We start from the raw sequence: 13,848 nt of genomic DNA on the forward strand, positions 1-13,848 counted from the left end.
CCAGCAATCAGCCGCGTGGGGCGGCTGGCTTGGCGCTCTACGAGACAGTTCGTTTCGTTTGCAGATAGTCGTTAACAGCATCGACGAGGGACTTTACCGCTTGCCCGAGGTCATCGCTATCCTCTGCCAACAGGGGGACGGGCGGCTCGTCCAGGTCTGCCGTACCAATCCTCCGCTGCAGGTTAGCCGATATTTTCTCGATATTTGCCGCCCTGCGCTCGTCCGCTGTTGCTGGGCTCGATATTTCGAGCACAGCCGCCGCGCCGCATATCGAGCGCAAGGCCTGAGAAAGCTCCCCAAGCCGTGCTTCGCCAACAGTTCGGCCGCGTCCTTCAAGCCACAGTCGATCCCAACCGGCTTCGACTCGAGAGCTCGCCAACCCTGCGTCACGTTGGAGCTTGTCCAACGTGACAGTATCTTCTGCTCGGCTTCTGAGAACAGCGGCAGCAAACTCCAAATTTGCCTTGGCGGCGTCGGATATGAGCCCTGCCATCGTGTCGATCTGCTTCTCCGGCCAAAGCAGGAAACTGGCGGCAAGTCCGAGGCAAGCTCCCAGACACTCGTTTATCAGGCGCGCCAGTATGAGCCCTTCGGAAGGTCGAATGTAGTCGGAAAGGAGCATGAACATGGGCGTCAGGAATATCACGAAAAGCCCGTAGTTCACTAACCGGAGCGCGATCACAGCAATAGAGAGAACGACAATGACCGCTGACATTTGTACCGAATTCGAAAGTTGTGAGATCAGGGCCGCGGCTATAAGCCCGCCACAAAAGCTTCCAAGAGCCCGCTCCAACACTCTGAGCCAGGTGTTTCCAACGAGAGGCTGCATGATCACCAATGTCGCTATGGCTCCCCAATAGGAAAACGAAACGTCGAAGGTGAGTCCAACGACATAACAGATCAGAACCGCGGTCGCGACCCGAAGCGAATGCCGCAACACAGCAGCGTTGAAGCTGACATTCGGCAAGAACGAGAGTGCGGAGTTGGCTTCTTCCGGAGCGTCGGGGTCCTCCCATCGAGACATCATGTCCTGCAACGCCCGCGAGGCAAAGGAGACGGCACGTCCCACAGTATTATCGACTTTTTCAGCATCGGAGGAAAGTAAAGCCAACTTGTTCAGAAGCGCCGTCGTGTCACGCGCCTGCCCATCCACCTGACGGCTCACCGACTGCAATGCGTCTCTGAGCCGCTTCACCAATGGCAACGAGGTGCTGGTTTCAAACCGACCGTTGGATCGGTGTCGGAAGTGGCCTATCGCAATAACCGCGGCAAAGGTCCGACCTGCAGCATCCAATCCAGCTCCATAGCGGCTGCGGCCAGACGTCATGCGCCCCACGACCGCCCTACCTCTCTCGATCGAAATTCGGGCTGCCCGACGATAAACCGTATTGAAACGCCCCCACGGCGAATCGTCGCTCCTGGACAATGCATCCAGCGCCTCGAGCGAGGCGACCATTTCCTCCAAACGACTGAAGACTCCGATCAGCATTTGTCTTCCGGACGCGGGCGAGCTACTCCGCCAGATACCCAGGCACAAAACGATCGCCCAAAGCCCTCCAGCGACGACATATCCGCCGAGTTGGAGAGAGCCAACAAAGCCCCTCGGAGACGCGATGCCTATCACGACCGCGATCGCTGCGATGAGACCGCTCTGCGCAGGAGTTGGACCGAAGGCGGGCTTGTAGGTCCGCGTCAATCCGCAAGCGAGAACTAAAGCGAATAGGCCCGCGCCGCCCATCCACTGCCCCCAGTAAGCAGCATAGGAGGCAAGGCCCATGACGACAGCACAAAGGAGCATGAGCCACGCCATCGTCCCCAGGCGAAACTTGTCGGAACCGCCCGGGTCGCACAGGCATGTCCAGAAAACAGCAACCACTGCATATCCGAGATCTGGCACCCGAAGGTACAATGACAAGCCCAACACGACCGCCATACCTAAAGCGGTGCGCAGTCCGTCCACGAACGAGATTTGCTCCGGGGCGATCGTAAATATTTGCCCTTCGGACCAATAGGTCCATCGAGTGGCGATCGAAACGAGCTTTGACGTTAGCCTCATCTGGGATCTTCAATTCAAAGTGTCGAGTTTTGCGGGAACGCTGCGTGGCTAAAAGAATTGAGGTCCAGCCAAGAACGCGAGCGCTCGTTTGGCTAGACCGTTGATCAAAGGAACGATCGCGCTCAAACTCGCGACCAACTGATCACTGCCCCCAGAGTCCGAGATCGTTCCGCGACGTTTGCTGAGCTATCTCCAAGCGCCTTGATCAACGTGGCAAGAAACTGGTGATCCCGATCGAGAGCTTTCCTGATGCGACGCCGCGATCATGTTCGAGGAGTGGATCAAGCATTTTCGCGAAATGCGGTCGGCGACTGATACGGGCAAAAAATTGCGTCTTCCTGTTCCTGCCCTCCTATTGTCGACGTCGCGCAAACAGTGAACCTGGTATTCTCGATCTTCATTGAGCCCTCAGTTGACTGTCAAACTCGACACTGTCGCGCGTTGCAAGAATTGGTAAGTTAATCTCCGTGAAGAACCGTGAATTCGAGGACTGCACGACGGACGATCGCAGTGATACGGCGCAATCTTAAGCGCCTTGCCTTGAGAAGAATCTTTGCGGCGACCACCTACACTCTAGCTCGCGCCTGCAATCGGGTCTCTGCCAGCCGGATTTCACAGCAATTCACATCATTCAACGACGCGTAGTCGCAGGACGATCTATGATTGCAGCGCACTTTGCCTGGAGACCCGCGCCACGCAACGGTGGAAAGCATTTCGAGCTGGCGTGGACGTCGGAAGCGATGGGAAAACAAATGGCCGGTTCCATAGACGGTGACCAACGATACCGCAACAGCGCAAATGGCGATCTCTACGATCTCCCTGGAAGAGCCTTCCCGAGATTATCCAACGACATGATCGCACGCGTAAAACTCTACGGCGACATCGAGCGTTATGACGGTGGTGACTATCTTTACCGGGTGGGCCAGCGTCATGTTGGCTTCTTCGTAGTGGTCCAGGGCTCAATAAATATCCTCGAGAGCGACGGGCACGGCGGTCAGGCCCTTGTGACCACGCATGGATTCCACCAGTTCACCGGAGAACTAGATCAGCTTAACGGTCAAGCAGTCTTGGTTAGTGCTCAGGCGGCATCGCCCTCAACCGTGATCCGAGTAACCAGGGACTCTTTCACGACGCTTGTCCGCAGTGAACCGGACATTGGCGAGCTGATCATGCGGGCGTTCATACTCCGGCGAAGCGGTCTCATCGCCCATACAGGAGAAGGCACGGCTATTGTCGGGAGTCAAAGGTCTGCCGAGACGCTCCGGATCCAAAGCTTTCTTGAACGCAATGGGTATCCGCACAGGCTCATTGACACCGAGCACGATCCAGATGCCGGAAATGCACTTTCCTTTTTCCACGCGGAGAAGCGGGAACAACCGGTCGTGGTCATCGACGGCGTATCCGTATTCAGCCGGCCAACAAATCGTGAACTCGCTGCGGCTTTGGGTATTTCTGAGGTGATCAACAATCACTCGATATTCGACGTCGCTATCATCGGTGCGGGGCCTGCGGGATTGGCCGCTGCGGTGTATGCAGCCTCGGAGGGATTGAATACGATCGTAGTCGAGATGTTCGCGCCCGGCGGTCAAGCAGGTACAAGTTCGCGCATCGAAAACTACCTCGGGTTCCCTTTGGGCATATCCGGACAAGGACTCGCCCGTCGCGCGCAGATCCAAGCCCAGAAGTTCGGTGCGAGGTTCGTTGTCGCCAGCGCTGCGTCTAAGTTAGATTGCGCGCACTACCCTTTCAGAATTCACCTGGAAGACGGATCCAGCATCACGGCACGATCCATCGTAGTGGCGTCGGGCGCTCGATACAGACGCCTGAAGGTGTCAAACCTCGAGAAGTATGAAGGCGTGGGCGTGCACTACGCAGCTACTTCACTTGAAGGCCGGCTATGTATGGGCGGTTCGGCGATTGTAGTAGGCGGCGGCAATTCAGCCGGGCAAGCAGCCATGTTCCTCTCTCGGCTCGCACAGCACGTCCACATTCTCGTTCGAGGGGACGGGCTTGCCGCAACGATGTCCGATTACCTGATACAGCGGATAAAGGATTCGCCGCTTATATCGCTACACCCACACTGCGAAGTAAGCGCACTTGTTGGAGACAAGACCCTCGAAGCAGTGCGATGGCGATCGCTGTCGGGGGACGAAGTCGAGCAAAGGACGGAGAACCTTTTTTCCATGATCGGAGCGGTCCCAAATACAGACTGGTTGGCTGGCTGTATCGCCCTTGATGCGAACGGGTTTGTTGAGACGGAACAACAGAACTACAGAGGATCCGACCCTTGCCCGTTCGCCTCAAGCGCTCCTGGCATATTCGCGGTTGGGGACGTTCGTGCGCGGTCCATGAAACGGGTGGCGTCAGCGGTTGGAGAAGGATCTGCGGTCGTTCGTGCGATCCATCAATGGCTAAATAGCCAAGCCAAGGTCGCAGAAGCGCAAATTCGTTAGCGATTTCGAGAAACCGAAGTTGAAGCCGGCGGGAGGACCTGCCCTCACGCCGACTGCTGTGGCGAACGCCAGTTTATGCAGATACGGCCGCTGTGATGACGGAATGGGAACGGCGATCCAGAAAGCCACGAAGAAACAGTAAGGAACAGCGCGCCAACCCGCCAACCCACGAAGTGCTACCGGCCAAAGGAGGGTGCGACCACCATTCCTCCAATCCAAGCTTCGGCTGCAATGCCTAGATTAAGGGGCGGCGATATTAAGCGCGGAGGCGACATCGACCGCGACGATGCCAGATATCGAGACTGGGACCTTACACCGGTGCCGGAAGAGTTCGACGCGGGAAAGATCGAACAGATCCACGCCACTTATGCGGGGCATTCTTGTCGCCCCGCGTATTCGCCCCTTCATCGATTTCTTGGCAGAACGATTGACGCCAATCCGCCATCCAGGATCACGACCGGCGTCGTCGATTACGCGTTGCAGATCCTTGCGACTTGCGGATAGCTGTTTGCGCGCCGGGGTAGCTCCGTCGTTTGCCGAAGAAGCAAATTCGCCGACCGCAGGTCTTCGGTTGCCGAACTCCAGCCAAATCGACTGACATATTCCCTCAACAGCACCAACACCTGCTTACCTCTTTCGCGGCCGTCCGTCAGTCTCAAACGGGCTAGTGTCAACGTGATGCGAAGCTCCCAACCCGTCGATCCCTGGTCTCGTGCTATCTCGAGAGCTCTTGCCAGCAGGTGCTCCGCGAGATCGGTCTGTGGTTTAGGCAAATCCAACACGATCTCGGCTTTGATACGGAGAAGCTCCGCCAGTCTGAAGGTCCCGCCGGCACGTTCGTCCAAGGCCAGCGCCGCATCGATTGCAGACATCGCCTCCTCGAACTCAGAAGACTTCGCCAAGGCCAGCGCCAGCGTGCTCAACGAACCAAGCTTCATAGACACGAATTTGGCTGAACGTGCCCCGTTGAGCCGTGCTTGAAGCTGATCGGTCGGGGGGAGGCCATTGCCGCAAGTGTGCTCGAGCTGCTGGCGTAGGCTGATGCCAGCCTCTTGGAATCCTGTCAGAGAGTAAGTTGAGGTCAGGTAGTTCAGTTCACGAACGAGTTCGCCAGCCCGGGTGTACTTCCCGCAGAGAAAAAATATTTCGATCGCTACCAAAAGGGTCACACAGAAGGGCCCCACTTGACCGCGCGTCTCATCGATAGCGTCGTCCACAAGATGCATGCTAAGCTCGGGAGAACCGCACAGCCAGAGCGCTCGTGATTGGCAAACCCTAGCCAAAGCACGATGCAAGAGCACAAAATATCCAAGGTCGACGCTTCCCCAGCGAGAGAGGAGGCCAAATCCCGCAGAGTAGCACTTCAAAGCCGCAGTTTGGTTTCCGATAAAATGATAGGCGGTACCCAAGAGCCACTCGGCGATCATTCTTTCAGACGGTCCGCCAGTCGTGACGGCTACAGACGCGAAACGCTCTGCTACCTCCATCGCGCGCCGGAACTCGCCAGATTTGATCATTGCGATATGCAGTCCGGCAAGGAAATGCAGTTCATGGCGTGAATCTCCTAGAGCGGCGCTAACTTCAATCCCGCGCCGGGTAGCTTTTTCGATATCTTCTACGGGCTCAAGCGTCAGGTGCCCTGCAATAGCCATGCCCTCCAGCAGCTTTATCTCAGCGGAGCTTCCGCTTAGATGCGGTGGAATACTAGAAAGCGCGCACTTACACCACCGCCGGCACTCGACGAACCGAGACAGCTCTATGAAGGACGGCACGGCTTCGACGCACAGTGTCACTCCGAGTTCGATGTCACCAGTCTTGGAGAACGCCCATTCCAGCGCGCTCACGGCATTGCACAAATTAAGGTCTGTCTCGCCTTCCGATTTTCCGCCGACTGGACTTTCGATGCTGTGGCGTCGGAGTTGTTCAACGTAATAATGCGCGTGCGTGCGCCGCACGGTTGGCTCGTCTCCGGAGACCGCCAGCTTCAGCGCCGCGTAAGTTCGCGTGATACCCAGCAGCTTCAGTCGTGGGGGGCCCTTGTCGGATTGAAAAACCAGGAGCGACTTGTCAACAAGATCGCTGATCGCCTCAGCCACCTCGAAGGACGACATTTCTTCGTCACTAGCAATTGCGCTCGCGGCTTCGATCGAAAAGTCTCCGACAAACACCGACAGCCGATCCAGCACCCGTCTGCTGGCGTCAGAGAGAAGCGCGTAGCTCCAATCCAACATCGACTCGACGGTTTGATGTCTCGGTGCAGCGTTTCTGTTTCCTCTCCAACGTAGAGCCAAGTGGTTATTTACGAGATCCGCCAACCGCTCCAAGCCGTAGGCATTGACACGGCTCGCAGCCAACTCGATTGCCAGCGGATTACCATCGAGCCTCCGGCAAATCGCGCCGATTATCGCGGCCTGTTCATCACTGATCTCGCTGCTAAGGCCGGCGTGACTAGCCCTGTCGAGAAACATCTCGACGGACGGCCACAGTCTGGCTCTGGTTGCGGTCAGCCTGCCAGTGTTCGGCGGAACTCCGAGAGGGCGGAGTAGGAATACCGCCTCCCCAGGGATACGGAGCATCTCTCGGCTTGTAACGAGCACATGGATGTTGGAAGTCCGATTTAGAACTTGCGCTACCAAATCTGCCGATGCATCGATCAAATGTTCGCAGTTGTCAAAGATAAGCAAGCATCTCTTTGCGGAAATGCGTTGGAGAAGTTGGTCCAGGCCGATCTCATCGGCATTGCCATCGGAATCGATAGCGGATGCCATAGCCGTGAAAACGGAGGCCGGGTCGCATACGCCGCTCAAATCGATGAAATGTACGGCGTCAAAATGCTCGATTTCACGGGCCAGCAAAGCTGCCAGTGTAGTTTTCCCCACTCCACCGGAACCAACAATCGACACGAAACGCCGTTCCTGAACAGCACGTTGAATATCAGACAATGCCTCGTCACGCCCGATAATCCGATCCAACCGAGACGGTGGCCTTGAGCTGTCACTCGCGATTATCGTGGGCTGCGACGACGGCTTCCGACTCTCGACTACTGATTGTTGAACGCCCGCGCCAGACGAATTTTCCTCGCTGGCCTGCCATTCGACAGGGGCTACAAAACAATACCCCCGCCCCGCGACACTCGTGATGTACCTGCGCTCCCCGACGCCGCAACCCAACTCTCGTCGGAGGTGCGCCATCTGAACGCGTACGTTCGAGTCTTCAACGCTTAGTCCCGACCAAGCGAAAGCCATTAGCTCTCTATTGGACAAAACCTCGCCGTGGCGGGCTATCAGCGCGACCAACATGTCAAACGCCCGACTGCCGATGGAGAGCGCCTTACCGTCGAGTAGCAGTGTCCTTCTGGCTGCATTAAGACGGAAGGGCCCAAACGCGTAGACCCCGCTCTTAGCTACTTCACCCTCCGCTGACCGATACATGTCGTCACCTCGAGTTGAGCCGGGACGGCCCTGAATACCTTCTACATCACGGTGACAACGTTAACCGGTTAAATTAGGTAAATAGTCCGCATGATCATCTTGTGGATGCGATCAACTCACCTAAAATCGCCGTGATTGCACTGAATTCTATCTTCGAGATGGAGCCCACCCTCCGAATTCACAAGATTTCACCGGCCTTAACAATAGCTGTGGGAGAAATCGATGCATGAATTTTGGACCTTACTTATAGGGAGCTGCTTCGGGTCATGCCGGAGAGCAATGAGCAACAGAAGCGAACAGCTGATAATTCGGGTCCGGCAATGCAAACGACGGCGTTGCCACCAGGATGAGATGGCAGGCAATCTTTGCCAAACTTAGCAGGCGACTTTAGCAGTTCGTGAAAATTAAGTGCAGAGGCCGGCCCTCAACTAGAGAGTGACCGAAATCTCGGATCGTGATCCGTCGGTCAACACCGTCAGCGCTGACGCTCCGAATTTGAATATGGAGACTCGCTTCATGCCGACGCCTGCCCTGTTCGCTCCAATCGACATCGGATGTCTCCATCTGACCAATCGTATCGTCATCGCGCCGATGTGCCAGTATTCGGCCGAGGACGGATGCATGAACGAGTGGCATCTAATCCATCTTGGCAAGCTAAGCCTATCAGGTGCGGCCCTGTTGACCATCGAAGCCACGGCGGTCTCTCCAGAAGGCCGCATTACATATGCCGATTTGGGACTTTGGAATGATCAAACATATGCGGCAATGAGCTTAACGCTGGAGAGCATTCGTCGATGGTCTGACATGCCGATTGCGATTCAGTTAAACCATGCTGGCAGAAAGGCGTCATCTGACGTGCCTTGGGCCGGAGGCGCTCAGTTTCCGCCGGACGATGCGCTGGGCTGGCAGACGGTCGCGCCTTCCAGCGCACCATACAACAAACATCACGTCGCTCCGATGGCCTTGGAAAAGAATGGTCTGAAGCGCCTGCGTGAAGCGTTTGGTGCTGCAGCGGTTCGAGCCGCCGGTGCTGGCGTCGATACGGTTCAGTTGCACGTCGCACACGGGTACTTGTTGCACCAATTCCTATCGCCGTTGACCAACCAACGCGACGACGAATACGGTGGAACGCTAGAGAATAGAATGAGGTTTCCGCTCGAGGTCTTCGATACTGTGCGGACTTCGCTACCGTCGAATAAACCGGTCAGCGCCAGGGTTTCGGCGACCGACTGGGTAAAGCAAGGTCTCGAGTTGGAGGACACCCTCGCCTTTGGAGCGGAGCTCGAGCGAAGGGGCTGCGATATGATCCACGTTTCCAGCGGTGGTTTACATTCGTCCCAGCGCATACCGATCGGCCCGAGCTATCAGGTGCCCTTGGCACGGGCGTTCAAAAATGAACTGAAAATACCTATTGTCGCAGCCGGTCTAATATCCGGGTACGAGCAGGCGGAAGCGATCGTCGGGACCGGAGACGCAGATATGGTAGCCATAGCGCGGACAATACTCTTCGATCCCAACTGGCCTTGGCACGCAGCTGCCCATCTCGGCGGCAAGGTAATCGCCCCCAAGCAATATTGGAGATCGCAGCCCAGTCGGTTCAGGGATTTATTCGAGAGCGAATAGCCTGGTATACTCAGGTCTTTTTGCTCGCGTAGAACAACGTCCACACGTTTTCCAAGAAGAAAGATCCAGTGGAGGCTGTTGGAAAACAGGATACGAACTCGACCGGATGCTCTATTTGGAGAGGAAACTGTCCGATTTTGGACCCGGGGGTGTCGATGACAAAAGACTTTTGGACATGGAGAAGCCTACTGGTTTCAGCCTCGTGCCTGGGATCAGTGGCGATTTCGCTCGACCTGACAAAGCAGCCAGTTGCGTCCCATATCTTGGGCTATGCATTGCTCGGCGTGTTGGTGAGCGCGGGCGTGAGCGGCTGCCGGCGGGGACCACATACACTTAGGATGGTTCGAGTGTTTCGGTCTCTCCCTCTTGGTGGTGGTCGGAGCGACGGCAATAATCGAAGCCACGGATTTCGAAACGGTGGGAAAATCCGGAGCGGCCGCGTTGCCGCTGCAAGCGCCGCCCTTGAGCAAAACCTGACGTTTAGACAGATAGTGATGGATGAAGGTTCTGGCTATTTGGCTTGAGGTGCAGCGGTACGGGTGATCAACGGTCTGTGCCTAATGCGGATTAGGCATTCAATGCGTGTACCGCTTCGCTTAAGACAAAGTCAGTTGACGTGTCGGTCTGATCGCCAAATTCCCGCGCGGCAAAAACAACGAGAGCTAAGGCGGCCACCAGCCTGTCCTCACGTCGAAGGTCACATCGTTGCCGTGCCGCCAAAAGCGCATTTCGCAACGCCGACGTCACTTCCTCGAACACCTCCAAGCGTTCCACGGCAGTCAGATCTCGGTAATGTTGAACCTCCGACATGCGAGTGCTCCAAGTGAGCTAACGTGTATCGGGAACACCCCGAAAGCCACCGCGCGCAGCTCACTGTCTGCGGTCGACATGGATGAAAACGCGAAAAGATACTCCCGAACGCGCGATTGAGGATCGAGAGCTTGCATCAAGATCGAAACGGTTCGATTGACCGAAGGTAGTAGTTGGGCCACTCGCGGAACCTGATTTTGTTGAATTGTCCTGCCTGACCGGCGCGACCGACCGTGAGGTTCACCGCGTAGTCTCTTTGGTTGACGTGATTGTGCAACACGATCGAAAGCGACAGCGCATTATAGTGGCACTTGACCACCGGCATCTGGAACGAAAACATCGCCATTCTCCTTCTTTTGAGACCTCCACAGCATAACCGCTCACCCCTTTTGCGAAATTATACGCTGGTTTAGTTCGCGTTATTCCGAGAGAGTCCCTGCTCCCGGGACCTCGTGAAGGCAGGTGGCAGACGTCGAGACCACCCCGAAGCACCAACGTGCACCTTCGTATAATGGCTCCTATACTTGTATTCGCTGGTCCAGCTTCGGCGTGGCTAATAACTTCATGGTAGAGGCGCGCGCCGCTCAATAACGCGCACACACGTCTATGAGGAGATTGCCATGGTCGAACCGCAAGCCACGTCGCGCTCGAAAGCAGTGCTCGCAACTCCGACGGATATTGGTGAACAGGCGACGAGGGATATCGCCGCTGCTTTGACAGGACTCCTGGCGGACGTCTTCACGCTCTACCTCAAAACGAAGAACTTCCACTGGCACATGTCGGGCCCGAATTTCCGCGACTATCACCTAATGCTGGATGACCACGGAGATCAGCTTTTTGCTATGACGGACGTCATAGCCGAAAGAGCGCGAAAAGTCGGCGGCACTACGCTTCGATCGATCGGCCACATAAAAAGATTACAGCGCCTGCAGGACAACGATGCGGACTTTGTCACACCCGAGGACATGCTTGCGGAATTACGGGAGGACAACAAGCAACTCGTGATCGCGATGCGCCAGGTCCATGAAACGACCACGGAATACGACGATTTCGCCACGACCAGCCTTCTTGAGAACTGGATTGATGAAGCCGAAAAGCGCGTCTGGTTCCTTTTCGAAATGTCACGCCGTCGCTGATTCCCCCGGGCGCTCAATACACTGGATTCACTCGACGCTTGTGTACGGAGGCAGTTTTGGCAGAGGAAAAACATCCAACGATGAAAATTCAGGTGGCGAACATGCGTCCCCAGGATGCTGGCTCGAGCTTCGCGCGCCTTTCTACGTCAGCGATCCGAGGGCTGGGACTGAATGAGGGCGACATAGTCGAGCTGATCGGAAAGCGTCATACAGCCGTCATCGCTGTGCGGCCTTACCCGGAGGATGAAGGCCTCAACCTGATACGGCTCGACGGCCTGCAGCGGGTGAACGCAGGGGCTGGAAGCGGTGACGAGGTCGAAATCAAAAAGGCAGAGGTGAAGCCCGCCACACGCATTGTGCTGGCCCCTGCACAAAAAAACCTTAGGCTGCAGGGGTCAGGAGAAGCGCTTCAGCGGACGTTCCTTCATCGGCCAATGGTTCCGGGGGACGTTGTGTCAACGTCGCTACAGCAGCGCGTAAATCGACCGGATAAATCAGACCTGCTCCGGGGGATGGTCAATATGCCTGCCTACGGTCTGCAGGAAATCCGTTTGGTCGTCGTGTCGGTGCAGCCTCGAGGAATTGTGCAGGTTACCGAGAACACGATTGTCGAACTCCGCGAGCAGTATGAAGACCCCAAGGAAGCTCGTCGCGCAGATGTAACCTATGATGACATTGGCGGATTAGGGAACTCAGTCGAGCAAGTTCGTGAGATGGTGGAGCTGCCTCTGCGCCATCCGGAGCTTTTCCAGCGTCTTGGAATCAATCCACCCAAGGGCGTGCTCCTCTATGGTCCGCCCGGAACCGGCAAGACTCTGCTCGCCCGCGCTGTCGCGAATGAGACCGAAGCTCGCTTCTTCCACATCGCCGGCCCCGAGATCATGGGTAGCCACTACGGAGAGTCTGAGCAGCGATTGCGGCAGGTGTTTCAGGAGGCTTCGCAGAACGCCCCATCGATCATATTCATTGACGAAATCGATTCTATCGCTCCCAAAAGAGAGCAGGTCACAGGCGAAGTCGAACGCCGCATCGTCGCTCAACTGCTGACACTCATGGATGGACTGGAGCCCCGGCAGAACCTCGTGGTCATCGGCGCGACGAATAGGCGTGACGCCATCGACGAGGCGCTTCGACGTCCGGGTCGTTTTGACCGCGAGATCGTGATCGGAATTCCGGACCAGACGGGCCGTAGAGAAATCCTGGGAATTCATACTCGTGGCATGCCTCTCGCCGAGGACATTGACATAGACGAAATCGCGAGAACGACCTATGGCTTCGTCGGTGCCGATCTTGGGGCATTGGTCCGCGAAGCTGCTATGGATTCCCTTCGACGTGTGTTGCCCGATCTAAATCTCCGTGAAGGCATTCCAACGGAAACGCTGGAAAAGCTGACAGTGGGACAAGACGACTTTCAATCGGCGATGCGGCGAATTCAGCCCTCCGCTCTCAGGGAGATCATGATTCAGGTTCCCAATGTGCGCTGGGAAGACGTTGGTGGTCTGGATGATGCCCAAGCAAAGCTCAAGGAGGGTATCGAGCTCCCTCTCCGCTCGCCCCAAGCTTTTAAGCGCATGGGGATACGTCCGGCGAAGGGCTTCTTGTTGTTCGGTCCGCCAGGTACCGGAAAGACTTTGCTGGCTAAGGCGGTCGCGCGCGAGGCCGAAGCGAACTTCGTGTCGACCAAATCATCGGACCTTCTTTCGAAGTGGTACGGCGAATCCGAACAGCAGGTATCGAGGCTCTTTGAACGAGCCCGGCAGGTCGCTCCCACAGTCATCTTCATAGATGAAATAGATTCACTCGCGCCAGCGCGCGGCGGCGGCCTCGGTGAGCCCGCGGTAACCGAGCGTGTGGTCAACACGCTTCTGGCCGAGATGGACGGACTCGAGGATATGCGCGGCGTTGTCGTAATGGCGGCCACCAACCGTCCAAATCTGTTAGATCCCGCCCTTTTACGCCCTGGACGCTTCGACGAGCTCGTCTATGTCCCGGTTCCGACGCTGATCGGCCGCCGAAAGATACTCGGCATCCATACGGCCAAAATGCCGCTGTCGGGAGACATCAACCTCGATGAACTGGCCGAACGGACAGAGCGTTTCACTGGAGCGGATTTGGAAGACCTGACCCGGAGAGCCGGTCTTATCGCGCTGCGCATATCCCCGGACGCGAGGAGCGTTACGAAGGAGGACTTCATGAAGGCTCTTCAGGAAGTCCGCCCGTCCGTCACTTCGGAAGTCGAACGCGAGTACGAGGAAATGCTCAAGACCCTCCGGCAGGAGGATCCGAAGCCGAAGCGATTTGGATTCGTTTAGTCGGCTGCCTGCACTACAAGAGGATCT

8 protein-coding genes and 1 pseudogene are annotated in these 13,848 nt (G+C 56.6%); 4 read left to right on the top strand and 5 right to left on the bottom strand.

Features of this window, described 5'->3' with window-relative positions:
* Positions 1-37 precede the first annotated feature (37 nt).
* Positions 38-2,056: an FUSC family protein gene (locus PY650_RS19240; RefSeq protein ID WP_285881110.1), complete on the bottom strand. Its 2,019-nt coding sequence runs from the start codon at positions 2,054-2,056 to the stop codon at positions 38-40.
* 659 nt (positions 2,057-2,715) lie between these two features.
* On the opposite strand from PY650_RS19240, the gene PY650_RS19245 reads away from it, so the two are divergent.
* Positions 2,716-4,509, top strand: coding sequence for an FAD-dependent oxidoreductase (locus tag PY650_RS19245; RefSeq protein WP_285881112.1), 1,794 nt, complete (start codon positions 2,716-2,718; stop codon positions 4,507-4,509).
* A 470-nt stretch (positions 4,510-4,979) separates the two neighbouring features.
* Here PY650_RS19245 and PY650_RS19250 read toward each other — a convergent pair whose 3' ends face one another.
* Positions 4,980-7,481: an ATP-binding protein gene (locus PY650_RS19250; RefSeq protein ID WP_285881113.1), complete on the bottom strand. Its 2,502-nt coding sequence runs from the start codon at positions 7,479-7,481 to the stop codon at positions 4,980-4,982.
* Between the two features lie 147 nt (positions 7,482-7,628).
* Positions 7,629-7,940 (bottom strand): annotated as a pseudogene (locus PY650_RS37425) (winged helix-turn-helix domain-containing protein); the annotation flags it as partial.
* A gap of 516 nt (positions 7,941-8,456) precedes the next feature.
* On the opposite strand from PY650_RS37425, the gene PY650_RS19255 reads away from it, so the two are divergent.
* Positions 8,457-9,563 (top strand): NADH:flavin oxidoreductase/NADH oxidase, encoded by a 1,107-nt coding sequence (locus PY650_RS19255; protein WP_285881114.1) that lies wholly within the window; start codon positions 8,457-8,459, stop codon positions 9,561-9,563.
* 567 nt (positions 9,564-10,130) lie between these two features.
* Here PY650_RS19255 and PY650_RS19260 read toward each other — a convergent pair.
* Together PY650_RS19260 and PY650_RS19265 are read right to left on the bottom strand one after the other, a co-directional pair.
* Entirely contained in the window at positions 10,131-10,373 is a 243-nt protein-coding gene (locus PY650_RS19260) for a hypothetical protein (RefSeq protein WP_285881115.1), read from the bottom strand.
* A gap of 136 nt (positions 10,374-10,509) precedes the next feature.
* Positions 10,510-10,713, bottom strand: coding sequence for a hypothetical protein (locus PY650_RS19265; protein ID WP_285881116.1), 204 nt, complete (start codon positions 10,711-10,713; stop codon positions 10,510-10,512).
* 280 nt (positions 10,714-10,993) lie between these two features.
* On the opposite strand from PY650_RS19265, the gene PY650_RS19270 reads away from it, so the two are divergent.
* Together PY650_RS19270 and PY650_RS19275 are read left to right on the top strand one after the other, a co-directional pair.
* A complete protein-coding gene (locus PY650_RS19270; protein WP_285881118.1) occupies positions 10,994-11,509 on the top strand; it encodes a Dps family protein in 516 nt (171 codons plus the stop codon).
* Between the two features lie 80 nt (positions 11,510-11,589).
* A complete protein-coding gene (locus PY650_RS19275; protein ID WP_285881185.1) occupies positions 11,590-13,821 on the top strand; it encodes a CDC48 family AAA ATPase in 2,232 nt (743 codons plus the stop codon).
* Positions 13,822-13,848: the final 27 nt, after the last annotated feature.

The organism is Martinezella calliandrae, assembly GCF_030272695.1.
GTDB lineage: Bacteria > Pseudomonadota > Alphaproteobacteria > Rhizobiales > Rhizobiaceae > Rhizobium > Rhizobium calliandrae.